The organism is Nonomuraea sp. NPDC049400 (assembly GCF_044466425.1).
Lineage (GTDB): Bacteria > Actinomycetota > Actinomycetes > Streptosporangiales > Streptosporangiaceae > Nonomuraea.
The window spans coordinates 45807-70507 of record NZ_JBITMP010000022.1 but is presented as its reverse complement, the minus strand read 5'-3'; the positions used below and the strand labels follow the sequence as shown (position 1 = coordinate 70507).

Annotated in this window: 23 protein-coding genes and 1 other RNA gene; 10 read left to right on the top strand and 14 right to left on the bottom strand. The window is 68.8% G+C overall.

Annotated elements, in window-relative coordinates:
• Positions 1-45: 45 nt before the first annotated feature.
• On the top strand, positions 46-453 hold the full coding sequence (locus ACIBVN_RS31315; protein ID WP_397142496.1) for a hypothetical protein: 408 nt from the start codon (positions 46-48) through the stop codon (positions 451-453).
• Here the strand turns inward: ACIBVN_RS31315 and ACIBVN_RS31310 are convergent.
• The 9 genes from ACIBVN_RS31310 to ftsE all read right to left on the bottom strand — a co-directional run bounded on the left by ACIBVN_RS31310 (position 398) and on the right by ftsE (position 9426).
• Positions 398-1561, bottom strand: coding sequence for an ARPP-2 domain-containing protein (locus tag ACIBVN_RS31310; protein ID WP_397142494.1), 1164 nt, complete (start codon positions 1559-1561; stop codon positions 398-400). The two genes, ACIBVN_RS31315 and ACIBVN_RS31310, sit on opposite strands and share 56 nt — an antisense overlap.
• Positions 1558-2937 (bottom strand): hypothetical protein, encoded by a 1380-nt coding sequence (locus ACIBVN_RS31305; protein WP_397142492.1) that lies wholly within the window; start codon positions 2935-2937, stop codon positions 1558-1560. Before ACIBVN_RS31305 ends, ACIBVN_RS31310 begins: the two co-directional genes overlap by 4 nt.
• A 149-nt stretch (positions 2938-3086) precedes the next feature.
• Positions 3087-3737: a hypothetical protein gene (locus tag ACIBVN_RS31300; RefSeq protein ID WP_397142490.1), complete on the bottom strand. Its 651-nt coding sequence runs from the start codon at positions 3735-3737 to the stop codon at positions 3087-3089.
• Positions 3734-4597 (bottom strand): hypothetical protein, encoded by an 864-nt coding sequence (locus ACIBVN_RS31295; RefSeq protein WP_397142488.1) that lies wholly within the window; start codon positions 4595-4597, stop codon positions 3734-3736. The genes ACIBVN_RS31300 and ACIBVN_RS31295 overlap by 4 nt, the downstream gene beginning before the upstream one ends.
• A gap of 164 nt (positions 4598-4761) precedes the next feature.
• Positions 4762-5145: a transfer-messenger RNA gene (gene ssrA, locus ACIBVN_RS31290) on the bottom strand.
• A 288-nt stretch (positions 5146-5433) separates the two neighbouring features.
• Complete coding sequence (locus tag ACIBVN_RS31285; RefSeq protein ID WP_397142486.1) at positions 5434-7293, bottom strand: penicillin-binding transpeptidase domain-containing protein; 1860 nt, start codon at positions 7291-7293, stop codon at positions 5434-5436.
• 20 nt (positions 7294-7313) lie between these two features.
• Positions 7314-7781, bottom strand: a complete 468-nt coding sequence (gene smpB, locus ACIBVN_RS31280) for an SsrA-binding protein SmpB (protein WP_349447121.1) — start codon at positions 7779-7781, stop codon at positions 7314-7316.
• A 25-nt stretch (positions 7782-7806) separates the two neighbouring features.
• A complete protein-coding gene (gene ftsX / locus ACIBVN_RS31275; protein WP_397142484.1) occupies positions 7807-8715 on the bottom strand; it encodes a permease-like cell division protein FtsX in 909 nt (302 codons plus the stop codon).
• 21 nt (positions 8716-8736) lie between these two features.
• On the bottom strand, positions 8737-9426 hold the full coding sequence (gene ftsE, locus ACIBVN_RS31270) for a cell division ATP-binding protein FtsE (RefSeq protein WP_349447119.1): 690 nt from the start codon (positions 9424-9426) through the stop codon (positions 8737-8739).
• A gap of 267 nt (positions 9427-9693) precedes the next feature.
• Between ftsE and ACIBVN_RS31265 the strand changes: the two genes are divergently transcribed.
• Complete coding sequence (locus tag ACIBVN_RS31265) at positions 9694-9822, top strand: hypothetical protein (protein WP_397142481.1); 129 nt, start codon at positions 9694-9696, stop codon at positions 9820-9822.
• On the opposite strand, the gene prfB is transcribed toward ACIBVN_RS31265, so the two are convergent.
• Positions 9819-10943 carry a peptide chain release factor 2 gene (prfB, locus tag ACIBVN_RS31260; protein ID WP_397142479.1) on the bottom strand — a complete coding sequence of 375 codons (1125 nt, stop codon included), beginning with the start codon at positions 10941-10943 and terminating at the stop codon, positions 9819-9821. The genes ACIBVN_RS31265 and prfB overlap by 4 nt on opposite strands.
• Positions 10944-11072: 129 nt before the next feature.
• On the opposite strand from prfB, the gene ACIBVN_RS31255 reads away from it, so the two are divergent.
• From ACIBVN_RS31255 to ACIBVN_RS31230, 6 genes are all read left to right on the top strand, one after another.
• The gene (locus ACIBVN_RS31255) at positions 11073-12092 is read left to right on the top strand and encodes a hypothetical protein (protein ID WP_397142477.1); all 1020 of its coding nucleotides are present in this window, start codon (positions 11073-11075) and stop codon (positions 12090-12092) included.
• Positions 12093-12195: 103 nt separating this feature from the next.
• Positions 12196-12429: a hypothetical protein gene (locus ACIBVN_RS31250; protein ID WP_349447116.1), complete on the top strand. Its 234-nt coding sequence runs from the start codon at positions 12196-12198 to the stop codon at positions 12427-12429.
• Positions 12426-12908 carry a Clp protease N-terminal domain-containing protein gene (locus tag ACIBVN_RS31245; RefSeq protein WP_397142475.1) on the top strand — a complete coding sequence of 161 codons (483 nt, stop codon included), beginning with the start codon at positions 12426-12428 and terminating at the stop codon, positions 12906-12908. The genes ACIBVN_RS31250 and ACIBVN_RS31245 overlap by 4 nt, the downstream gene beginning before the upstream one ends.
• A 94-nt stretch (positions 12909-13002) precedes the next feature.
• Positions 13003-13905: an ABC transporter ATP-binding protein gene (locus ACIBVN_RS31240; protein ID WP_397142473.1), complete on the top strand. Its 903-nt coding sequence runs from the start codon at positions 13003-13005 to the stop codon at positions 13903-13905.
• Positions 13902-14747 carry an ABC transporter permease gene (locus tag ACIBVN_RS31235; protein WP_397142471.1) on the top strand — a complete coding sequence of 282 codons (846 nt, stop codon included), beginning with the start codon at positions 13902-13904 and terminating at the stop codon, positions 14745-14747. Before ACIBVN_RS31240 ends, ACIBVN_RS31235 begins: the two co-directional genes overlap by 4 nt.
• Positions 14748-14751: 4 nt before the next feature.
• The gene (locus ACIBVN_RS31230; protein ID WP_397142469.1) at positions 14752-15903 is read left to right on the top strand and encodes a DUF418 domain-containing protein; all 1152 of its coding nucleotides are present in this window, start codon (positions 14752-14754) and stop codon (positions 15901-15903) included.
• On the opposite strand, the gene ACIBVN_RS31225 is transcribed toward ACIBVN_RS31230, so the two are convergent.
• The 4 genes from ACIBVN_RS31225 to ACIBVN_RS31210 all read right to left on the bottom strand — a co-directional run bounded on the left by ACIBVN_RS31225 (position 15900) and on the right by ACIBVN_RS31210 (position 22453).
• Positions 15900-20774, bottom strand: a complete 4875-nt coding sequence (locus ACIBVN_RS31225) for an NAD-glutamate dehydrogenase (protein ID WP_397142467.1) — start codon at positions 20772-20774, stop codon at positions 15900-15902. The two genes, ACIBVN_RS31230 and ACIBVN_RS31225, sit on opposite strands and share 4 nt — an antisense overlap.
• Positions 20775-20812: 38 nt before the next feature.
• Positions 20813-21616: a tryptophan 2,3-dioxygenase gene (locus ACIBVN_RS31220; protein ID WP_397142465.1), complete on the bottom strand. Its 804-nt coding sequence runs from the start codon at positions 21614-21616 to the stop codon at positions 20813-20815.
• 85 nt (positions 21617-21701) lie between these two features.
• Entirely contained in the window at positions 21702-21899 is a 198-nt protein-coding gene (locus ACIBVN_RS31215) for a zf-HC2 domain-containing protein (protein WP_397142463.1), read from the bottom strand.
• The gene (locus ACIBVN_RS31210; protein WP_344996504.1) at positions 21899-22453 is read right to left on the bottom strand and encodes a sigma-70 family RNA polymerase sigma factor; all 555 of its coding nucleotides are present in this window, start codon (positions 22451-22453) and stop codon (positions 21899-21901) included. Before ACIBVN_RS31210 ends, ACIBVN_RS31215 begins: the two co-directional genes overlap by 1 nt.
• Positions 22454-22561: 108 nt before the next feature.
• Here ACIBVN_RS31210 and ACIBVN_RS31205 point away from each other — a divergent pair, with 108 nt between their 5' ends.
• Both ACIBVN_RS31205 and ACIBVN_RS31200 read left to right on the top strand, forming a co-directional pair.
• Complete coding sequence (locus tag ACIBVN_RS31205) at positions 22562-23206, top strand: DUF4142 domain-containing protein (protein WP_397142461.1); 645 nt, start codon at positions 22562-22564, stop codon at positions 23204-23206.
• On the top strand, positions 23203-24696 hold the full coding sequence (locus ACIBVN_RS31200; RefSeq protein ID WP_397142459.1) for a DUF1996 domain-containing protein: 1494 nt from the start codon (positions 23203-23205) through the stop codon (positions 24694-24696). Before ACIBVN_RS31205 ends, ACIBVN_RS31200 begins: the two co-directional genes overlap by 4 nt.
• Positions 24697-24701 lie beyond the last annotated feature (5 nt).

Genomic DNA, 24701 nt, shown 5'->3' with positions numbered 1-24701 from the left:
GCCGCCTTCCTTGGCACTGATGGCGGCACCGGAGACAGTCGAGGCATGACAACGACAGGCACGCACACCACTCGCCGCTGGGGCCGGTTCGCCCTCCACTACGTCGAGATGATCATCGCCATGTTCGCCGGCATGTTCGCGCTCGGCATGCTCCAGTCCGTACTCGGGCTCGGCGTCTCCCATGACCAGCACCCCGACCTGGCGTACCTCGTCATGGCGGTCAACATGTCGGTCGGCATGGCCGTGTGGATGCGGATCCGCCGGCACGGCTGGGCCTCGACGCTGGAGATGTGCGCCGTGATGTTCGTCCCGGTCGTGCCGCTCTTCCCCCTGCTGTGGCTGGGCGTCATCGACGGCGGGGTGCTGATGGTGGTGGCGCATGTGGTGATGTTCCCGCTCATGCTGGTGGCGATGCTGCGCCGCCTCGACGAGTACGCCGGCTGCGCTCACTGAGCGCCTTGCGGTAGCCGTCGAGCACGTCCTGCCGCAGCAGGTGCCCGAACCCCGCCCGCTCGAGCCGGAGCCCCAGGGCCGCGGCGCTGATCCGCAGGGTCGCCGCGGCGGCGGACAGACTCCAGCCGTGCCCGGCCAGCGTGCTCAGCAGATGACCGCGCCTGACCTGCGCCTCCGACAGCCTGAACGTCTTCAGGTACGCCAGCCGCCCGTCCGCGTCGGTGATCGTCTCACCGATGTGGTTCTCGCTCTTGCGCTCGAACGCCGGCAGGAACCGGCTCAACGTGAAGCGGCCCAGCCGGTAGACCTGCTCCACCTGCGCGGGGGCGCGGAGGAGGTCCGCGGCCATCACCGAGTCATGGAAGCCGGCCCAGTCGCGTTCGGCCCGCACGGCCTCGGCCCGCAGGTCGCCCAGCGAGGAGACCGCGCTCTCGTCGATCACCGCGGGGAAGTCCCTGACGGGATAGAACAGGGCGTAGTCGTAGATCAGCTCCCCGTACATGTCGCGGACGAGCGTCGGGTGCAGCGCCCGGTAGTCCTCCGGATGGGGCACCACGAAGGCACTGGCCAGCGCGTCCCCGGCGTACAGCAGCAGCCCGCACTGCCCCGGGTAGATCTCGAACACCTTGAGCGCGTCCTCCAGCCCGCGCACCTCCGCCCCGGTGTAGGCGTCCTCGGCGCGGGCCGAAAGACCGTGGGCGAGGGCCTGGCGCGACCACTCCTCCCACGCGATCACGGGGCCGCCGAAGTGCAGCGCGAGGAAGCCCTCCACGGCAAGGTGCAGCGGCAGGAACCTGAGCCTGCCCTTGTCCACGCGCCTGGCCATCCTGCGCCTGGTCCTGACGCACATGTGCTCCAGCGGCTGTCCGAGCTGGGTGCCGTACGCGGCCGCCGGGGTCCCATCGTCGCTCCACGACGCGACGAACGCGTGCGGGACGTACGCGGTGTAGACGGTCTTGTCCGGCAGGTACACCATGGACAATTCGTCGCCGTACACCTTGGCGTGCAGCCGCAGGTCCTCGATGGGCTCGCGGCGCACGAGCGGCACCAGCCGCAGCGCGCCCCAGGTCTGCGCGGGCCGCGTCTCCAGCCCCGTGAGATCGATCATCGCCCTGCCGCCCTGTCCTCGAGGTACGCCCGCAGCTCCCCGAGCCCCGCCCGCCCTTCCGCGAACCTGGCCAGCTCCACCAGCGCGGGCAGGTCCTCGGCGTCGCGGATGCCGACCGTCGGCACCATGGGCGACAGCCGCCGCACGTCGAACTGGTCGGCGTCGTAAACCGGGTTCACGTGCACGATGCCGACCTCGCCGCCGGGGTCGAGCTTGCGCCGCCAGACCCGCAGCACCTCGCCCGCCAGCCCGGGCGGCGCGTTGTCCCAGCCGTCGGAGACGATGACGAGCAGGCCGGGCCGGTGTTCGAGCGCGTCGATGACGCGCTGTCCCAGCGGCGTGGGCCCGGACGGCCGCGCCTGCAGCGCGTCCGTCCTGAGCGACAACCACAGGCCGCGGTAGTCGCCGGCCAGGGCCTCAAGCAGGTAGTGGCAGGCCAGCGCGACCGCCAGGGGGCGACGCCGCTTCACCGGCGAGCCGAACGCCGAGAAGCTGTCGTCCAGCACCGCCGCGACACTCCCCCACGTGCCCGCCCGCGCCCCGGCCGCGCGAGCCGCGGCCGCCCGCAGCGCGCCCACCAGCTCGGCACGGCGCCGCGTCCGCACGTCGGCACGGAGCGAGAGCACGTACGAGGCCAGCCTGACCAGCGGCATCGCGGCCAGATCCGCCTCGGTGTCCAGCCCGCTCGCCTGCGCGGACTCCGTCAGCCGGAGACGTTCCAGCCTGGTCAGCCGGGGCGCGATGCGTTCCAGGAAGAGCGCCCTGCTGATGCCGTGGCGGGCCGCGAACCCCTCGGCGACGGTGTACGGGAGGTCGTACAGGGCGCTCTTGTCGAAGTGAGCGCGGCGCCACGCCTCCAGGAGGGGCGTGGCGTACCGGGCACGGCTGAACGGCGCGAACAGGAAGTCGCCCAGCTCGCCAGGGAGCTTCAGGTGCGCGTGCCGGACCGCCGACTTCAGCTGCGCGCGGTACTTCACCGCGTCGAAGGCCAGGTCGGGGCGGCCGTCGAGCCAGTCGCGGATGAGGGCCCTGGTGCGCCGGTTGTTGACGCCGTCGTGGCGCAGCCGCTGGAAGAGCCGGTAGGCCCTGGGCGGGCTCATCTTCCCGAGCCGCCGGGCGATGAGCCTGCCGTCGCCCTCGGACCCGCTCAGCAGGTTGGCGATGATCAGGGCCGCGTTGTGGTCGTTGATGTCGAGCGCCAGCGTGGCGGCGTACAGGTCGGGATAGTTGCCCTGGATGTAACGGTGCAGGAAGTCGAGGGAGAGCCGCTGGTCGCCGGCCGTGCTGTGGAACTCGCGCTGGCCGGTGGAGGTGACGGCCGCGTTCGCGAAGAGCAGGACGTCCTCGCACTCGATCAGGTCCGCGTACGTCTCCATGGGCTCTCCAGGGGTCGGCGGACTGGCCGGGGAATGGGGGCACGAGCTGCGAAGCATCGCGGTACAAGCGGGTTCCGGAAGTCGTACCGGAGTCCCGCGGCCAGTCTGGTCCGGACCCTACCGGGCCTTTCGCGCGGATGCGACGGGATTTATCCCACCACCTGCCGCTCCGGGATCGACCCGTGCGCCGACCGCGCCTTGATCACGCCGAGCGTGGCGTGGCTCTCCCGGATCACGGAGATCAGCACGTACGCGACCAGCAGGAGCCCGAGACAGAGGGCGTCGGCGGCCCACCAGGGGATCGCGGCGAGTAGCAGATAGCCCTCGCTGTCACTCAGCCACCTGATCACCACGGTGACCACCATCACCACCGCGGTGACCAGCAGCCAGCTGCGCAATCGTGGCAGGTTGCCCTTGTTCCACAGCCGGATGCGCCAGCCCATGAACACGGCGAGCACGCCGAGCAGGGCACAGAACCCGATCAGCCACCAGGGCAGGGCGAAGGCGGTCTGCTCGGCGATCTTCGCCTGGGCGGTGCGCAGCTCGGCCTCGACCTTCTTCCGCGCCTCCTCGGCGGCCTGCTGCGCCTCCACGGCCGCGTCGAGCTGCCTCTTCAGCTGGGCCACGCTCTGGCGCGTCTCCTGGCGCGGGGGCGGTGTGGACGCCTCCGTCGGCAACATCCGCGCCACGACGGTCAACATGATCGCGACGAAGGACAGCGCCAGGACGATGGCCATGAACAGGTCGATGAAGCGCAAGTCAAGCGGCGGCGCGAACGACCTGGCGGCCTGCTTCCTCACGGCTCCCTCACCAGGGTGTACTTCTGCGGCCTGCTCTCGACCGCGCTCAGCCGCTCCACCGCGGTGCGCAGCGCGTCGATGCCCTTGACGAGTTCCTCCGTCCTGCCTCTGGACAGGGCAAGCTCCTGGGTGAGCCCGTTCATGGCCGGGGCCGCCTGCTTCGCGGGCAGGCGCGCGATATAAGTCAGGAACACCTCGTCGGCGGCCACCACGCCGGCCCGCTCCGCCCGCTCCACGAAGGCCATCGCGCCGAACGCGAGCACGCTCAGGAACAGCGCGATCAGGGTGACGCCGAACGCGGACGCCAGCTCGGGCAGCACGTGCTGCTTGAGCGCGGCGATCAGCACGCCGGGGTCGCCCTTGCTGTCCAGGGCGTCGGAGAACGAGCTGACCATCGCACCCATGGTCAGCGCGGTGCCGATGAACCCGAAGACCGGGAGCGCCCAGATGAGCGCGTGGTCCAGGTGATGCTTGTTGGCCATTTCGCTGTCGTCGAGCGCGGAGCGGGCACTCAGCACCGCCTCGCAGTCATTGCCGGCCTCGGCCGCCTCCTTGAACAGCTTGAGCCGCCGCGCCACCAGCGTGTCCTCGGCCGGGTTCACCGCCTGGACATTCGCCACGGCGCGCGCCGTCGCCACACTCTCCCGCCGGATGTCCGGCACGGCCCTCGCGATGCGGAGAACGGCCGTTAAGAACACCGCGATGATAAGCGCGACCACGAGCTCCGCGGCCGTCGGGGCCGTGCTCGCGCCCACGGCCTGCAGGAGGGATTCCACCAATCCGGCCGCCATGAGCAGCGCGGAGACCACCAGGCCCACCACGGGCGCGAACGCCGAGTGACGCCAGCCGTACCTTGACACCCTTCAACCTCATTCCGACCCACAATTGTCAGGGGACCACCTAAGCACATACAAAGCACTCATTGGTGGCAGAGAGGTGTCGAATGTGTACCGAGGGTGCCCCCGCAGACACGGAAAACGCCTCTGACCTGCCACGTATCGGCAGGTCAGAGGCGTTTTCGATCGTGTGGAGGTGGCGGGAATCGAACCCGCGTCCTTCAACCCCAAGTCAGGGCTTCTCCGGGCGCAGCCTGCTGTGCTTTTCTCGGCCCCGGCGATCACGCAGGCGAGTCGCCGACGGGCTCAGCCACTGTTTGATTTCCCGATCTCCCCCGTGGCCGGGTCGAACGGTTGAGCCTTCTAGCGATGCCAGACACCGGGCCGAAGGCACTCCCGGGCTGACAGTGGTTTCGCTACTTAGGCAGCGAGGCCCAGGGAGTCCTGGGCTACCACAGTGCGCTTGGAATTGGCACTTGTTGTTTGCGGTCACAGGATTAACGAGGTTATGTCCGCAGTCCTCGGCCCGCTTCACCTGGCTTGCAAAGTCGAAGTCGAAGCCAGTCACCCCCTGTGCAGTTGTCAACACACCCGTCGCCGGGTGAGCAACATGAATCTACAAGAGACAACACCCTCAACGCCAACTTAATTCCCCATGGCGAAACCCCCGGGAGCGTGGCACAGCAGCTCGCGCTCCCGGGGGCCGACCGGCAGGGTCGAGCCGGTCCGGACGGCAGGACTTCCCCCGAGATGAAGTCCTGTCTCATCACGGCGACTGGATCCGCAACCCCCCGAGCGGGCCCAGTCATTAGGTAAGACGCAGCCGAGGCCGCGAATGGTTGCTCAGGGTGACGACAATTTCACGGTGAGTTCCGAAGCGCGGAGAAGAAGCTGCCTGCCTCGGCCGCGGCGTCGTAGTTCTTCGCCAGCACCGCGACGGCCACGTCGCCCCGCCAGCCCACGAACCACGTGTACTGGCTGCCCACCGTGGCCTTGACGCCGTACACCCTGTCCTTGCCTCCCCGGGTGCTCATGCCGGCCGCGCCGGCCCGCATCATCGCCGTCAGCGCCGTGCGGACCTCGGGGTCCAGGGGCACGGGAGCGGGCTGCTTGGGTTGTACGGCCTCCGCCGCGGGATCGGGTGACTTGGGATCGGTGACCAGGACCGGCGGGTGCCAGGTGCCGGAGGCGACCGCCGCGGCAACCAGCGCCATGCCGAGCGGGCTGACCTCGACGTTCTCGCCCGCGATGGCCCTGGCCTTGTCGGCGTCGCCGGGCAGTGCGGGCAGCGAGCCGCTGAACGACTTGAGCGGCAGCCGCCACGGCTGCCCCACGCCGAACGCCTTGGCGCTCGCCGCCAGGTCCGCGCCCGTGACGCGGCGGGCCAGCGAGGCCAGCGCGGTGACGCAGCCCTTGGCGAAGTTGTCCTGGAAGGTGGCCGACGTCGTCACCCCGGCGGGCTGCCCCGCCTGCACGAACTTGGCGCCGCCGACCGTGCGCTCCTCCGGGCACGCCAGCCGCTGCTTGGGGCTGACGTTGTGCTTGATCAGCGCGTCCGCGGCCACGATCGAGAACGCCGTGCCCGCCGGGAACTTGCCGGCCAGCGCGTGCTTCTCCTGGTTCATGTCGCCCTTGGCCCCGACCGCGAGGATCTGGCCGGTGTCACGCTGCACCGCCACGATCGCGCTCGTCTCGGTGTCGGCCACCGCCCGCTCGGCGGCCGCCTGGACCTGCCGGTCGATCGTCGTCTTCACCTGGACGTTCTGCTGGCCCGGCCACTCCTTGAGCAGGGCGACCTCCTTGCCGGTCTTGAGATCGAGGATGATCACCCTGGTCTGGGTGGAGCCGGTCAGGTAGTCCTGGTAGGCCTGCTGCAGGCCGGTCCTGCCGATCGAGTCACCGGCCCGCTCGGGGCCGCCGAGCTGCAGCTCGGTCTCGGGGGTGAGGGCGCTGACGCTGCCGACGATCTGCCGGGGCGGCTCGGGGTTGACGGGCTGGTCCTGCTCCTGAACCTCGATGCCCTCGATGGTGTCGAGCTTGGACTTCATGGTCTGGTAGCGGTTGCGCCCGAACGTGACCAGCGGCACGAACTTGTCGGGCGGAGCCGATCTGATGCGGCTCAGCAGCCGGTCCTGCGCGTAGCCGGTGTATTCGGACAGCTTCGCGGCGACCTCTTCCGCCTTGCCGGCGAGTCTGGCCGGGTGGACGCCCGCGCTGTAGAACACGGTGTTGCCCTGAAGCGGCTGGCCCGTGCGGTCGACTATCGCCTGGCGCGACTTGGGGTTGGTGTCGACCGCGAACCGCTGCCCCTCCTTGAGCTGCGGATGCAGCACCGAGGGTGACCAGCGCACCTTCCACATGCCGTCCACGAGGTGGAGCGGGAGCATCCCGTCGTACTCCCAGAGCGGGTTGTTCTCCCCCAGGTCGACCTCGGCGTGGAAGTCGGCCTTGGCCTCGTCGTCCGTCATGCTGAGGCTCTTGATCTTGAAGCGGAACGAGGCCGCGTCGAGCTCCAGCTTGGCGTCGGACAGCGCCTTGCGCACCGTGGCGCGGTCGCCGTCGGCGCGGCCTGCGGCCAGGTCGTAGTCGCCCGACTGCCAGCCCACGAGGAAGTCGCGCACCGCGTCGTGTGGCGAGGGCTCCTCGAAGCAGCCGGTCAGGGTGGTGCTCGCGACCGCCAGGGTGGCGGCCGCGGCAAGGATGCGGCGAGCGCGTCTCATCGGGTGAGGTGCCGCCGCTCTCATCGGTTGCGGTGCCGCAGCGCGCGGGCCATTTCCCGCTTCGCCTGCTGCTCCGCCAGCGACTGCCGCTTGTCCCAGTCTTTCTTGCCTCGGGCGAGGGCGATCTCGACCTTGGCCCTGCCGTCCTTGAAGTAGAGCGTCAGCGGCACGATCGTGAGGCCGCCCTCCTTCGTCTTGGCGGCGAGCTTGTCGATCTCTTTGCGGTGGAGCAGCAGCTTGCGCTTGCGCCGGGCGGCGTGGTTGGTCCACGTCCCCTGGGAGTATTCGGGGATGTGGACGTTGAGCAGCCACGCTTCGCCGCCGTCGATGCTGGCGTAGCCGTCGACGAGCGAGGCGCGGCCCTCGCGCAGCGACTTCACCTCGGTGCCCTGGAGCACGAGACCCGCCTCGACCGTGTCCTCGAGGTGGTAGTCGTGCCTGGCACGCTTGTTTTGGGCGATGACCTTACGCCCGGTCTCACGTGGCATGCTTCGACTTTACCGGTGTTTCCACCTACACCCTGAGGTAGCGGCGGAGCGTCACGAACGAGGCCAGCACACAGATGACCACACCGATGATCATGGTGATGGTGATGGTCTCGGCCACGTCGTTCCAGCCGAGCTGCGCGGTCGCGTTGCCGAGGTAGCGCCCCAGCTCCTCGAAGAGGAAGACCTTGGTCACGATCAGGATGATCGCCGCGAACACGCCACCGATGAGACCGGCGATGACGCCTTCCATGACGAACGGGAGCTGGATGTAGAGGTTGGACGCGCCGACCAGCCGCATGATGCCCGTCTCTCTACGCCGGTTGAACGCGGAGAGCCGTACCGTGTTGCCGATCAGCAGCGCCGCCGCCAGCACCAGGATGATCGCCACGGCGAGCGCGTAGAAGGAGAGCTTGTCGAGCAGCTCGAAGAAGGGCCCGATCAGCTGCGCGTGGTCCATCACCTGCGACACGCCCGGCTTGCCCTGCAGCGCCTGGACAACGGATTGGTAGTTGTCCGGGTTTGTCACCTTGACGCGGAAGGACGTCGGCATGTCCTCCATCCTCGCGGCAGTCTGGAGGGCCTTGTTGGTCTCGTACATCTTCTGGAAGTTCTGGTACGCCATCGACTGGTCTTCGTAGATCACCTCCTTGACACCGGGGGTGCTCTTGATGGTCTGCTCAAGGGCCGTCGTCTGGGCCTTGGTGATCTCTTTGCCGTTACAGGCCGGGATGGCCGAGCCCTTGCTGCACAGGAAGACCGAGACCTCGACCTTGTCGTCCCAGTAGCCCTTCATCAAGCCGACCTGGGCGTTGATCATCAAGCCGACGCCCAGCATCGCCATGCCGACCGCCACGGTGAGGACCACCGCGACCGTCATGGTCAGGTTGCGACGGAGGCCGATCCAGACCTCGGAGAAGATGAAATTCGCCCGCATGATTCTGTCTGCAGCTCCCTGTCAGTACGCCTGGCCGTAAACGCCACGCGACTGGTCACGGACGATCTTGCCGTCCTCCAGCTCCACCACGCGTTTGCGCATGGAGTCGACGATGGCCGCGTCGTGCGTGGCCATGACGACCGTGGTGCCAGTCCTGTTGATGCGGTCGAGCACCTTCATGATGCCGATGCTCGTCGCGGGGTCGATGTTGCCCGTGGGCTCGTCGGCCAGCAGGATCATGGGCCGGTTGACGAAGGCGCGGGCCATGGCGACGCGCTGCTGCTCGCCGCCGGACAGCTCGTCGGGCATGCGGTGGGCCTTGCCTTCAAGGCCGACCAGCTCGATGACCTCGGGCACCACCTTGCGGATGAACCGCCGGGGCTTTCCGATGACCTCGAGCGCGAACGCCACGTTCTCGTAGACGTTCTTGTTCGGGAGCAGCCTGAAGTCCTGGAACACGCAGCCGATGCGGCGGCGCAGGTGCGGCACCTTGAAGTTGGAGAGACGGCCCAGGTCCTTGCCGGCGACATGGATGGCGCCGGAGTTGGGTCGCTCCTCCTTCAGGATCAGACGCAGGAACGTGGACTTGCCTGATCCCGAAGGACCGACGAGGAACACGAACTCACCCTTGTCCACGTCTACGGATACGTGGTCGAGGGCGGGCCGGTTCTGGTTCGCGTAGACCTTGGTGACATTATCGAAATGGATCACGAGAGCATCACGGCATGCCAGTCTAGGGGTCAGGACGGAAGCGAGGGTGGCACATGCCCACTTCCCGCCACCGGCCACTCGGGGTTACGTCGTCTTTACTGATGATCGACGTTTCGATTGGCCAGACGACAGTCTAGGGGGAAGACTGGGCTGGAAAGTCCATAACGGAAACAAAACGATTGTGCGGCTAGACTTGGGGCTGTCATGAGTTGTGAACATCTCGTATGCGCGCAGTGCGCCCACCCTGTGATCGAGGGACGCTGCCCCATGTGCCGCGCCAGCAGAGAGCGGATGCACCAGCACGGCTTCGCCGGGCTGTCACCCGCCCTCATCGCTCTACTCCTGGTCGTCCTGCTCTTCGTGACCCTGGCGGTCAAGCACCTGAGCGGGCTCTAGGACGCCTGGGCGCTCTCCGACTCCTGGCGGCGCATCCAGCGGATCTCCGACTCGATGAACCCGTCGAGGTCGCCGTCGAGCACCGCCGAGGGGTTGCCCGCCTCCGTGCCCGTACGCAGGTCCTTCACGATCTGGTATGGGTGCAGCACGTAGTTGCGGATCTGCGTGCCCCAGGAGGTCGTGGTCGCGCCGCGCAGCTCCGACATCTTCTCCGCCTCCTCCTGCCGCTTGCGCTCCAGCAGCTTGGCCTGCAGGACGTTCATGGCGGTGGCGCGGTTTTGCAGCTGGGAGCGCTCGTTCTGGCAGGAGACGACGATGCCGCTCGGGATGTGCGTGATGCGCACCGCCGAGTCGGTCGTGTTGACTCCCTGGCCGCCGGGACCGCTCGAACGGTAGACGTCGACGCGGATCTCGTCCTCGTTGATGTCGATGTGGTCGGTCTGCTCGACGACCGGCACGACGTCGACCCCGGCGAACGAGGTCTGCCTGCGGCCCTGGTTGTCGAACGGGCTGATGCGGACCAGCCGGTGGGTGCCGTGCTCGCCGCGGAGCGTGCCGTACGCGTAGGGCGCCTTGATGGTGAACGTGGCCGACTTGATGCCGGCCTCCTCCGCGTAGGAGGTGTCGTAGACCTCGGTGGCGTAGCCCTTGCGCTCGGCCCACCGCAGATACATGCGCAGCAGCATCTCGGCCCAGTCGGCGGCGTCGACCCCGCCCGCCTGCGAGTTGATCGTGACGAGCGCCTCGCGGGAGTCGTATTCGCCCGAGAGCAGGGTGCGCACCTCCATGGCCCCGATGTCGGACTTGAGCGCCTCGAGCTCCTTGTCGGCCTCGCTGCGCGTGTCGTCGTCGCCCTCCTCGGCCGCCAGCTCGTACAGGACCGTCAGGTCGTCGAGGCGGCGCGAGACGCCCTCGACACGATTGAGCTCGCCCTGGAGGTGGGAGAGCTTGCTCGTGACCTTCTGCGCCTGGTCGGGGTCGTCCCACAGGTCGGGGGCGGCAACCTGCTGCTCCAGCTCCTCGATCTGCTTGCGCATCGCGTCGAGGTCGAGCACGTCCTGGATGCTGCGGAGCGTGCCCGCGAGCTCGTTGATCTCTTCTGCCGGATCGATGCCTGCCACGTCTCCCTAGCCTACTTCCCCCGGAGAGCAACGCCCCCCATCCCCACCGAGGACATCCCATACCTTTTCACGCCACGAAAGGGGGTGTGGAAGGCTCCGGCTTCCCGCGCGCCCGAATAACATGGCGAGGTGCGTGCATACGGGCGGCGGAAGGCGCTGGCGCTCGCCGTCGGCGTCCTGGCCGCGGCGACCGCCTGCACCAGCAATGCCTCGCCACAGCCGTCCAAGGCGGCCGCCACCCCCTCCGCGTCCCCTTCGGCCTCCGCCACCGCACCGGCGGTCACGCAGGCCGAGGCCGCCCGGGTGTTCTCCGAGATCACGGTCACCGACGACGCGCTGCGGGTGAAGAGCGACCTCCAGGGGCGGCTGGCGATGGCCGTGGACCTCACGACGGGCGGCCAGACGCCGCTCACCGTGGCCGCATACCTGTCCTCCGCCTACGCGCCGCCCCACTACAAGTGGGGGACGCCGACGCTGTTCGTGCCGAGGTTGCCGCCGGGCGAGACCGCGCCGCTCTGGTTCAGCGCGCTGGCGACGCGCGACGGCAGCCCGACGCTGCTGACGTTCGCCAAGACCGACCGGTGGCGGCTCAGCTCCGCGGCCGAGCTCCTGCCGGGGCAGGAGATGCCGGAGATCCAGCGGGACGCCGACGGCTACGCGACCGCGCTGGCGCCCGACGACAAGTCGGTCACGATCAGCCCGCAGTTCATGGGGCCCGTGCACGCCAGCGTGGCCGAGACGGGGTCCGCGGGGGTCACGGCGGGGCTCGTGGCGGCGGGGCCGTACACGACGGACGTGGCCGAGCAGATCGCCAGCCTCCGCGAGAAGGCGAAGAACGACGGGTTCAGTTATGACTCGATCTTCAGCGCCGACAACTATCCGGTCTACGCGCTGCGCACCGAGGACGGCGGGGCGTTGATCCAATACTCGCTGTCCCGCACGACGTCGACGACGACGAAGACGGCCGAGGACGACTACATCCCGGTGCCGGAGTCAGCGCAGTGGGCGATCACCACGCCGGTGCTGCGCCGCACGCTCAAGCTGATCGAGACGCACCAGTACGCCACCGTCGTCCCTTCGCTGAAGGCCCCTGCCCCCGCCGCCGTCATCGCCCACGACGGCGCGCTCACTCGCGCCTCCGGCCAGTAACACCCGCCACCGCCTCTCGCCCGGCGGAACCTCGGGCTCACTTGTCCGCGCGTTAAGCAACTCGGGTTGACTAACTCTCATTTAGTCAACTACGGTTGCTTACATGCCGGCTGATGAGATTCCCGTCGCCAAGGATCCCGCCGACGCCCTGGCGGCCGCGGCGGCGTTGCGGCGCCTGGCCGACCAGATCGAGGACGCCGCCGTCGAGCAGGCCATGCGCGCGGGCTGGAGCTGGCCCGCGGTCGCCGAGGCGCTCGGCGTCACGCGCCAGGCGGTCCACAAGAAGCACTCCAAGCGGCTGATCGCGGCCGGCGTCACGCTGAGGAGACGACAATGAGCGCAATCGACCACTACATCAACGCGATCATGAAGCAGGGGGCTGCCGAGGCGTGGGAGGACGGCTCCGCGGACACCGAGGCACATCACCTGCTGCTGGCATTGGCCTCCCATGAGGGGACGGCCGCTCATACGGTGCTGAGCTCCGCGGGCCTTGACCGCCAGGCCATCAGGAGCGCACTGGACCGGGAGTTCGAGCACAGCCTGAGCGTGGCCGGGGTGTCCCTGGCCGCCTACGACCTCCCGAAGCCCAGCCGTGACCCCGAGCGCCGTCCCGGTGTCGGAGCCTCGGCCCGGCTCGCGCTCGAGCGCGGCTTCACCGCCGCAACGGGCAAGAAGGACCTGCGCCCCGCGCACCTGCTGATCGGGGTCCTGAACACCGGCATCGGCACCGTGCCGCGCGCGCTCGCCCTGGCGGGTGTCGACCGGGGCGACCTGATGGCGCGCGCCCAGCGGACGCTGGCGACCGAGCGCTGGTAGCCCGCTCTCTCACTTTCCCTTTCACGCTTCCGGCCCTTGACGGCACGTCTCGGGCCGCGATGCGCCATGCCCTCACGACGAGGAGGAGAACGCAATGACGACGAGCGAGACCATCGTGCTCGACGTCGACGGGCTGCGCATGCGCTACGGCTCGGCCGACGTCCTGCACGATGTAACGTTCCAAGCTCGCCACGGCGAGGTGCTGGCCCTGTTAGGGCCGAACGGGGCCGGCAAGACCACCACGATCGAGATCCTGGAGGGCTTCAGGATGCGGTCGCGGGGCCGGGTCGAGGTGCTCGGCGCCGATCCCGCGCACGGCGACGAGCGATGGCGGGCCCGGCTGGGCGTCGTGCTGCAGTCGTGGCGCGACCACGGCAAATGGCGGGTGCGCGAGCTGCTGACCCACCTCGGCACCTACTACGCGGGCTATGCCACCGACCGGATCCGGCGGCCGTGGGACGCCGACGAGCTGATCGGGGCGGTCGGCCTGACCGGGCACGCGAACAAGAAGATCAAGACGTTGTCCGGCGGGCAGCGGCGCAGGCTGGACGTGGCGATCGGCCTCGTGGGCCGCCCCGAGCTGCTGTTCCTCGACGAGCCGACCGCGGCGTTCGACCCGCAGGCCCGGCACGAGTTCCACGACCTCGTCCGCGGCCTGGTCGACACCCGGGAGATCAGCGTCCTGCTCACCACCCACGACCTGGACGAGGCGGAGAAGCTGGCCGACCGCATCCTCATCCTGAACGGCGGGCGGATCGTCGCCGACGGCACCGCCGGCGAGCTGGCCCGGCGCATCGCCGGCGAGGACGAGGTGCGCTGGGTGCGCGACGGGCGGCGCCACACGCACAAGACCACCGACTCGACGGGGTTCGCCCGCGGCCTGTTCGACCGGTACGGCGACCGGATCCGCGAGCTCGAGGTCCACCGGGCCTCGCTGGAGCAGACGTACCTGGCCCTGGTCCGCCAGGCCGAATCGGCCATGGAGGGGGCCCGATGAACCCCGCCACGACGGCACTGCGCGCGGGCTGGTCCCGCGGGCTGATCGAGCTGCGGCAGTCGTTCACCAACGGCCCGGAGCTGCTCTCGCACTTCCTCTGGCCCGTGCTGCTGCTGGCCGCGATGTTCTTCCTGCGGGACAGGTCGTTCGGATCCAGCGGCCTGCTGCTGGGCACCCTGGCCCTGCCGGGCATCCTCGGCATGAACGCCGGCATGGGCCTGGTCAGCATGAGCCAGCAGCTCACCGCCGACCGCGAGGACGGCACCCTGCTGCGGGCCAAGGCGACCCCGCACGGGATGCCCGCCTACCTCATCGGCAAGGTCGTCTCCGTCGCCGGCGGGCTGCTCGCCGACCTGGCGATCTTCCTGATCCCCGGCATGCTCATCGTCCAGGGCCTGCGGATCGGCCCGGGCTCCTGGCCGACGCTGGCCTGGGTGCTGGCCCTGGGCCTGGTGGCCACGCTGCCCATCGGCGCGGTCCTGGGCTCGGTGCTCGGCAGCGCCCGCGCCCAAGGGCTGATCCAACTGCCCGTCCTCGCGCTGATCGGGATCTCCGGCATCTTCTACCCCGTCACGGCGCTGCCCGAATGGCTCCAGTGGATCGCCCAGATCTTCCCGATCTACTGGATGGGGCTCGGCATGCGCTCGGCCCTGCTGCCGGACGCGGCGGTCGGCGTCGAGATCGGCGAGTCCTGGCGGCACCTGGAGACCGCCGGCGTGCTGGGCGCCTGGGCGGTGCTCGGACTGCTGGTGGCGCCGATGGTGCTGCGCGGGATGGCGCGCGGTGAGTCCGGGTCGGCCGTGGCCGCGCGCCGCGAGCGCGCCCTGCAGCGGGTCGGGTGACGACGTGACCGTCACGACATTGCGCGGCCGCTCCCTGGCGCCCGACCTGGCCCGCGGCTTCATGCTGCTGGCGATCGCGCTGGCACACGCGCCGGTGTTCGTCTCCGGCTCTCCCGGCGTCCTCGACGGCGTCGCCGCGTTCCTCGATCACCTGCTCGCCCACAACCAGGCCAGGCCGATGTTCGTGTTCCTGTTCGGCTACGCGCTGGGCCAGCTCGCGTACCGGCACCATACGCGGGGCGGCGACTGGGTCTCGCTCAGGAAGCTGTTGCGGCGCAGGAGCCTGTGGCTGATCGTCATCGGCTTCGTGCACGGGGTGCTCGTGCCGCTGGACATCGTCGCGGTGTACGGGCTGACGCTGCTGGTGCTCGCCCCGCTGGTGCGGGCCCGCGACTCGGTGTTGTGCTGGACGGCCGCCCTGACCCTCGTCCCGGCGGCGCTCGTGGTCTCAGCGCCGATCATGCTGGCGTTCGCCGGCGCCGTGGACATCGCGGGGGCCGGGATGATGCCGTCCGACCTCGGCTCCCACCTGCTGTCCGGCCTCCAGACGTGGCCACTCAAGACGGTGCTGGGCACGATCGACATCGTGCCGGGCATGCTGCTGGGCATCTGGGCCGCCCGCCGCCGGATCCTGGACGAGCCCGAGCGCCACCGGACCCTGCTGCGCCGCGTCGCCGTGATCTGCCTCGGCGTCGCGCTCGTCGGCAGGCTCCCTGGGGCCCTGCTGATGGCCGGCGCGTGGATGCCCGCCGTGCCCTCGGCTGTCGTCCTCGCGCACACCCTCACCGGCTACGCCGGCGGGATCGGCCTGGCGGCCCTCATCGGCCTGGTCGCGACGCGAGCCGAACGCGCACGTCGCACCACCAGCGCCGGACACGGGCCGTTCACCACCGCCCTGGCCGCGCTCGGCCAGCGGTCGCTGACGTTCTACCTGTTCCAGTCGGTGGTCTTCCTCCTGCTGTTCTATCCGTTCACCCTGGACCTGGGCGACGACCTGGGCTTCGCCGCCGCGCTCGGGATCGCGGTCGCGATCTGGGCGGTCTCGGTCCTGCTCGCGGACTGGATGCGCCGCGTCGGTCACCGCGGCCCGTTGGAGGTGCTGCTGCGGCGGTTGACCTACCGCCGGTCTGGCCGCCGCAGCAGCGTGGCCCCTTAGGAATCCGTGTGCGGCAGGTTGCTGGCCGCCACCAGCGTGCGGATGGCACGGAGGGCGACCGACAGGGTGGCGAGGTCGAAGTGGTCGCTCTCCCAGATCTCCGACAGCGTCTGGCGGGCCCGGGAGACGGCCGCCGAGTTGGCCTCCGACCACCTGGCCAGGCGCTCCTCCGGCGACAGCCCCGGCGTGCTGTGGGCCAGCACGTCGCGGGTCAGCGAGGCGTGCGCGGCGTAGAGGTCGTCGCGCAGGGCGGAGCGGGCCATCGAGTTCCACCGGTTGTCCCGGGGCAGCGCGATGATGCGCTCCCTGAGACGCGCCAGCTGGAGCCGGTCCGCCAGGTCGAAGTAGACCTCCGCCACCTCGTTGACCGGGCGGCCCGTCACCGACGCGACCTCGATCAGGTCCAGCATCGAGTACGCCGGCACCATCGCGGCCACCCGCTCGGCCAACTCCTGCGGCACGCCTCTGGCCACGAACGAGTCACGGCGCTCCTCGTAGGCCGCCAGGTCGGGCCCCGTCAGCAGCTTGGGGATGTGGGACAGCAGGCCGTTGACGCCCTTCACGAAGAAGTTGACGGCCCCGGACAGGTCCAGCGGCGGGCGGCGGTTGACCAGGAGCCAGCGGGTGCCGCGCTCGGCGAGCTTGCGGGCCTCCAGCAGCATGGCGATCTGTACTTCTGTGCCGATCTTGTTGTCCTGGGACTCCACGGCCCGGTAGAAGCTGGCCAGGTCGAACACCTCGCGCGCCACGAGGTAGGCACGCACGATGTCCGGCGTCGAGGCCCCGGTCTCCTCGCCGAAGCGGTACATGAACGTGGTGCCCATGGAGTTGACCAGCTCGTTCACCACGCGGGTGGTGATGATCTCCCGCCGCAGCGGGTGGTTGTCCATGTATCCCCTGAAGCGCTCGCGCAGCGCCGAGGGGAAGTACGACACCAGCCACGAGGCGAGGTACGGGTCGTCGGGCAGGTCGGAGCCCAGCAGCTCGGCGTCGGCCACCAGCTTGGTGTAGGCCAGCAGCACGGAGAACTCCGGCGCGGTCAGGCCCAGCCTGGCCTGGCGGCGCTCGGCCAGCACCTTGTCTGAGGGCAGGAACTCCAGCTCCCGGTTGACCAGCCCGTCCCGTTCCAGCCGCCGCAGGTAGCGGGAGTGGATGTGGAGCATCTCCACGGCCTGGGCACGGGCCGCGGCGAGGACCACGTTCTGTGCGTAGTTGTCACGCAGCACCAGGTCGGCGACCTCGTCGGTCATCGAGGTGAAGACCTGGTTGCGCTGCTTGTCGGTCAACTCGCCGTCGCGTACGACCTGGTCGAGCAGGATCTTGATGTTCACCTCGTGGTCGGAGGTGTCCACGCCGGCCGAGTTGTCGATGAAGTCGGTGTTGGCCAGCCCGCCGTTCAGGGCGAACTCGATCCGGGCGAGCTGCGTTAGCCCCAGGTTGCCGCCCTCGCCGATGACCTTGCAGCGCAGGTCTCCCGCGTTGACCCGCAGCCCGTCGTTGGCCTTGTCGCCCACGTCCGCGTGGGACTCGGAGGCGGCCTTGACGTACGTGCCGATGCCGCCGTTCCACAGCAGGTCGACCGGGGCCCGCAGGATGGCGCTGATCAGGTCGTTCGGCGCCATGGACTTGACGCCTGCCGGGATGCCGAGCGCCTCGTGCATCTGCGGCGTGAGGTGGATGGACTTGGCCGTGCGCGGGAAGACGCCGCCGCCGGCCGAGATCAGCTTGGCGTCGTAGTCCTCCCAGGAGCTGCGCGGCATCTCGAAGAGCCGCCGGCGCTCCTCGAACGAGCGAGCCGCGTCGGGCGAGGGGTCGATGAAGATGTGCCGGTGGTCGAACGCGGCCACCAGCCGGATGTGCCTGGACAGCAGCATGCCGTTGCCGAACACGTCGCCGGACATGTCGCCGATGCCGGCCACCGTGAAGTCGGTGGCCTGCACGTCCACGCCCATGGTCCTGAAGTGGTACTTGACCGACTCCCACGCGCCGCGGGCGGTGATGCCCATGGCCTTGTGGTCGTAGCCGATCGAGCCGCCGGAGGCGAACGCGTCACCCAGCCAGAAGCCGTACTCCTTGGCCACGCCGTTGGCGATGTCGGAGAAGGTGGCGGTGCCCTTGTCGGCGGCGACCACGAGGTAGGTGTCGTCGCCGTCGTGCCTGACCACGTCGGGCGGCGGCACGACCTTGCCGTCCTCGAGGTTGTCGGTCACGTCCAGGAGCCCCGAGATGAACGTCCGGTAGCAGGCCACGCCCTCGGCGAGCATGTCCTCCCGCGATCCGGACACAGGCGGCTGCTTTACGACAAATCCGCCTTTAGACCCAGTGGGCACAATGACGGTATTTTTCACCATCTGCGCCTTTACCAGGCCGAGAATCTCCGTGCGGAAGTCCTCCATCCGGTCGGACCACCGCAGGCCGCCCCGCGCCACCTTCCCGAAGCGCAGGTGCACGCCCTCGACCCGCGGCGAGTACACGAAGATCTCGTACTTGGGCCGGGGCAGCGGCAGCACGCTGATCGCCTGCGGATCGACCTTCAAGGAGATGTACGGCTTGCGCTTGCCGTCCACGGTCTGGAAGTAGTTGGTGCGCAGGGTCGCCAAAATCATCTCGAGGTACGCCCGCAGGATCCGGTCCTCGTCCAGCGAGGCCACCTCGTCGAGTGCTCCCAGGATCTCCTCGTGGAGCGCTTCGGCGAGATCGATCCGCACGTCCTCGGGCCGCCGCGGATCGAGCCTGGCCTCGAAGAGGCGTACGAGCAGCCGCGCCAGCCGCACGTTACCGGCCAGCACCCGCTCCATGTAGGGCTGCGAGAACGTGCTCCCGGCCTGCCGCAGGTATTTGGCGTAGACCCGCAGGATCTCGACCTGCTCCCAGGTCAGCCCGGCACTCAGGATGAGCGAGTTGAGGTCGTCGGCCTGCACCCGCCCCTTCCACAGGGCGGTGAGCCCGTCCTGGAAGAGCCGCTTGAAGTCGTTCTTGTCGACCTCGTCGGACGGCGTGTAGCGCAGGCCGAAGTCGTAGATCCAGGCGTTCTTGGTGCCCGGATCGTTGTCGCGGTCGATCTCGTACGGCCGCTCGTCCACGACCTCCACGCCGAGCCGCTGGATCAGCGGCAGCGCCTGGGACAACGAGATGGGCGAGCCGACCTTGTAGATCTTGAGCCGCCGCTCCCCCTCGCTCGCGTCGTACGGCTCGTAGAGGTTGATGCCCACTTCCTCGCCGTCGCCCGCGGCGACGATCTCCTCCAGGCGGCGCAGGTCCACGACGGCCACCTTGGGCGGGAAGTCCGCTTTGTACCCTTCGGGGAACGCGGACGCGTACCGCCGGATGAGCGCGGGCGCCTCCTCCTCCGAGGTCATCTCGCCCAGCGCGGCGGCCAGGTCGTCCTCCCAGGAGCGGGTGAGGGCCGCCAGGCGCGCCTCCAGCTCCTCCACGTCCACGCTCGGCGGCGGGAGCTGCCTGCCGCGCTCGCCCCGCACGACCACGTGCAGCCGGGCCAGCACCGACTCGCCGATCATCGCGCTGTAGTCGAGCGACTTGCCGCCCAGGGCCTGCAGCAGCACCTCCTGCATCTTCAGCCGCACCTTGGTGGTGTAGCGGTCGCGCGGCAGGTAGATCAGGCAGGAGATGTAGCGGCCGTAGTCGTCGCGCCGCAGGAACAGCTTGACCTGCTTGCGCTCACGCAGCCGCAGCACGCCGAGCGCGATCGGCAGCAGCTGGTCGATCGAGGTCTGGAACAGCTCGTCGCGGGGGAACGTCTCGAGGATCTCGATCAGGTCCTTGCCGTCGTGGCTGTCGGGCGCCAGCCCGGCCCGCTCCAGCACGTCGGCCAGCTTCCGCCGGAGCACGGGGATCCTGGAGATGGACTCGTTGTAGGCCACGTGCGTGAACAGGCCGAGGAAGCGCCGCTCCCCGATCACCTCGCCCTCGGGCGAGAACAGCTTGACCCCGATGTAGTCGAGATAGGTCGCCCGGTGGACGGTGGCCCTGGAGTTGGCCTTGGTGATGATCAGGAGCTGCTTCTCCCGCGCCTTGGCGCGCACCTCGGCGGGCAGCGCGGAGAAGCTCTCGGAGCCCACCTTGTCGTCGCGCAGGATGCCCAGCGCCGCCCCCGGCAGCGCCCGCAGCGTCTCGCCCTCGTCGGTGTGCTCCAGCCGGTACTCGCGGTAGCCCAGGAAGGTGAAGTGCCCGTCGGCGAGCCAGCGCAGCAGGTCGAGGCTGTCCTCGACCTCCGCGGGCTCCAGCGGCGGCGGGCTCATGCTCAGGTCTTCCGCGGTCTGCACGGCCAGCGCCCGCATCTTCCTGAAGTCCTCGACCGCGTGGCGCACGTCGTTGAGCACCCGCTGCAGGTCGGCCTCGATCCGCCTGAGCGCCTCGGGGTCGGACTGCCGGTCGATCTCGATGTGCATCCACGACTCGACCAGTATCTGGCCGGTCACGTCCTCCTGGCCGCGGCCGAGCATGCGGCCCGTCATGTCGCGGCGCACCCGCATCTGCGGGTGGACGACCAGATGGATGCCCAGGTCGTGCCGGTCGAGCTCGATCGTCACCGAGTCCACCAGGAACGGCATGTCGTCGGTGACCACCTCGACGACGGAGTGCCCCGGGTCCCAGCCGTTCTCCTCCAGCGTGGGGGTGTAGGCACGGACGACCGCCCTGCCCTGGGGGCGGACCTCGGCCAGTTGCCGCTGCGACATCGCAGGGCCGTAAACGTCAACGGGGTTGCGGTCGAGCAGGTCCTCGGGCGCGACATGCCGGTAGTAGACCCGGAGGAAGGACAGTGCCTCCTCGGGACTCACATGTTCGCTGCTGACCGCGCAACTCTCCGCGGCTCGCTGGAGCAGCTCATCCTTGGCCTCGTCGAGGGGCATTTCGGTCTCACTCCTTTGTGAGGGTTTGCCATAGCCATTCATAGCCAGGCCCTTAGTTCCCACAACAGCGGGAAATAGTGCAAACGCGTTCTACCGCGCAGATATGGGGCACCGGTCGAGCCTCCCGTGCCCGATTTGGTGCCGATCTGGCGTTCGACCATCTGGACGTGACGCATCCGCCAATGCGCGGCGTTCTCGTCATGCGTCAGCAGATCTTCGGCCAGTTGCCACAGGTCGTCGTAGGACCTGCGGTCCCTCGCCACGGCCAGCAGCGAGTCCATGATCTCGTCGTCGGAGACCGGCAGACCACGCTGGGAGAGGGCGGTGAGGTAAGCATCCCACAGCGTGGGCTCCTCCAGCCTGCGGCGCAGCCGCGCGAGCTCCGTGTCGCTGGCGTGCCTGAAGGTGCCGAGATAGCGCTCGTCCTTCAGCCCCGACAGGAACTCCAGCTCCCGGAACTGCACCGACTGGAAGCCGCTGGCCGGCTCCAGCTTCGCCCGGAACTCGAGGAAGTCCTGAGGCGTCATCGTCTCCAAGACCTCCACCTGCCCGATAAGCACCTTCTCTACCGTGTGCACCCGCTGGAACAGGTGCCTGGCCTGCCAGAGCTCGCCCTCGAACATGGCCTCGCGGGCGTTCTCCAACTCGTGGAGCAGCAGCTTGAACCACAGCTCATAGACCTGGTGGATGGTGATGAAGAGCAGCTCGTCGGGGGCCTCCGACTGAGGCTGCTGCTGTGCGAGAAGTGCGGGCAGGCGAAGGTAGCCGCCGTACGACAGCCGGCCGCCTTCCTCGCCGAACCGCCGATGCGGGGGAACGGGCGCATCACCGTCGATGCCCACCGAACACCTCCCCCTGTCGCCCGGTCACTGCTTCACCGGACGCGAAGCCTCGCCGTACCGATATCACCCGAAAAGGGCATAGACGTCAACGTGACATCGACATCGGGGGGTCGTCGTCGGAGGCTGAGGGGGCGTTCTTGAGCTCGTCGAGCTCCTCTGGAAGCTCGGCAAGCTCAACCAACTCCGCCTGACATCTCTCGCACGTGTCGAGGTGGCGCTCGAACGCCTCGTGCTCCTCCTGGTCGAGGACGCCGAGGACATAGGCGGCCACCCCGTCGTGCATCAGCCGGCTACCCCCTTGTCCCGCAACAGCTCACGGAGAGCCCGGATCCCGTAGTAGAGCCGGGACTTCACCGTGCCCGGCGGGATCCCCAGAATCTCCGCCGCTTCATTTATCGTACGGTCTCTGAGGTAGGTCTGCTCTATGACTTCGCGGTGTTCTTCAGAGAGGCTGCGGAGCGCGTCGGCGACGACGATCGCCGAGAGAGCCCGCTCCGAGCCGTCGGGCACCGCCATCATGTCGACTTCGGGCGGCTCGACCTCGTGAGGCCGGACGCTTTTCCGTCGACGTCCGTCGATAACGATTCGGCGGGCTACGGTGAGTAGCCACGCCCATATGAGGCCTGGTTCCCATTGCAGTCTTGCCGAGTTTCGCCAGGCTCTGACGAGCGTCTCCTGCACGACGTCTTCGGCCCATTGAAGGTCGTTACCTGTCGATTTGCGTACGTGGCGCAGCAGAGGGCCGCCGAACTCCTGGTAAAGCACCGCGATGCGGTGCTCCGCCTCGGCATCCGCACTCTCGAACCTGCCGTCGAGGTGACCTAGCACGGGGCACATCTTTACACCTTCGTTATCAGTCCGGTAGCCACTCCGATAACTCCAGTCATTTCTAACTATCTCCGGCCATGAGTGAACCAGGCCCGGGAAGCCCGCGTACCTCCGACCATGCACAGGCTTTTGCGCGGCGAGCTCTTCATGCTCGGTGGCTTTGTCGTCGCAGCCGCGGTGACGATCGTGCTGGTCATGCCGCCCTCGATCGATCCCGCGGCCGCGACATGGACGCAGACGTCCTCAGGACCGCTCACGGCCGCCGACCGCGACCTGCTCATCAAGGTGCGCCAGGCCGGCCTCTGGGAGATGCCCGCGGGCCAGTACGCCGAGACCCGCGCCGAGTCCCAACGCGTGAAGGAGGTCGGCAAGCTGATCATGCAGGAACACATGAAGCTGGACCTGATGACCCGGCAGGCGGCCAAGAAGCTCGGCGTGGCACTGCCCGACGAGCCCAACGCCGACCAGCAGCGCTGGCTGGCCCAGCTGGCCTCGGAGAGCGGCCCCGCCTTCGACAAGGACTACGCGAACCTGTTGCGTGCCGCGCACGGCAAGGTCTTCACCGTCGTGGCGAGCGTACGGTCCGGGACGCGCAACTCGGAGATCAGGAAGTTCGCCCAGGAAGGCATCAACTTCGTCATGCGCCACATGGCGTACCTGGAGTCCACCGGCCTGGTCGACCACACCCAGTTGCCCGAACCGCCGATGCCCTCACCAGCTCCACCCGTCGCGATGGCGGTCGAAAAGAGGAGACACACATGAGGAGATCCAGACGCATGGCCGCGGCCATGTCCGCCTTGGCCGTGACGGCGAGCGGACTGGTGTCCGCGGCCGTCATCGGCGTCGGCCCCGCACGCGCCGACCACTGCGACCCGGCCGAGGCCAACCGGACGCCGCAGGCAACCCAGACGCCGCAGCGGCAGCGGAACCGTAACCAGGACCAGGACCAGAACCAAAATCAGGACCCGAACCAGGACCAGAACCAGAACCAGGACCCGAACCAGCAGGACCCGAACCAGCAGCAGGATCAAGATCAGCAGGGTCAGAACCAGGACCAGCAACAGCAGGACCCGGGCCAAGGTCAGCAGCAGGACCAGCAGAACGGCGACCAGCAGCAGAACGCCGACCAGCAGGACCAGGCGCCCCAGGGCGGCGGCGCCGCGGTGCTGGACCCGGCTCAGGACCCCGAGGCGGACCAGACGGCCGCGCCCGACCAGGGCCAGGCTCCCGACCCGGAGGAGACCGCCTCGACGTTCCGCCGCAACCGCCCGACCAGGACCGCCACGCCGGTGCCGAGCCAGAGCCAGGGGCAGGGCCAGAACCCGGACGGAACCGCCTCCCCCACCGCCTCGCCCACGGCGTCCGACGGCGACCACAACGAGTGCGCCGACCTCGGTCCGTTCGTCGAGGACTTCGTCGACATCCGCCAGGTGGCGCCGCGTCAGCTTGACGCCCGCATCGGCAGGAACGGCTCGCGTGGCTCCTTCGTCTCCCAGTGCGGGACGAACCGCAATGGCCACAACAACCCGGACAACTTCATCGTCGCCCCCGGCGTCAGCAACGGCGCCCACCACCTCCACGACTACGTGGGCAACCTGTCAACGGACGGCTTCTCCACGGACGAGAGCCTGGCCGCCGCGGGCACCACGTGCCGGCTGGGCGACAAATCCACCTACTTCTGGCCGGTCCTCAGAGACCGCAAGGTGGACGTCAATACCGAGGACCCGGACGGCAACGTCGGCCAGGTGCTGCGTGCCCGCTCCGTGACGCTCCAGTTCCGCGGCAACGCCACCTCCAGGGTCGTCGCGATGCCGAGGTTCCTCAGGCTGATCACCGGTGACGCCAAGGCGGCCACCAACGGCGGCGCCAACGCCAGGGCCGCCTGGACCTGCACGGGATTCCAAAATCGCATAAGTCCCGACAAATATCCGCTTTGCCCGCGCGGCAGCCAGGTCGTTCGTATCCTGGATTTCCCTAGCTGCTGGGACGGCCAGAACACCGACAGCGCCAATCACAGAACGCACGTGGTCTTCCCCGGTCAGGGCGGCGCCTGCCCACAGGGCACCAGGGCGATTCCGGCACTGCGCATGACCCTCACGTACTCCGTGCCGCAGGGCCCGTCCTTCGCCGTGGACGCCTTCCCTGAACAGAAGCACAACCCGGTCACCGACCACGCGGACTTCGCGAACGTGATGCCCGATCGGCTGATGCAGTTCGTCGTCTCATGCATCAACCGGGGGCGCCGTTGCTGATCTGA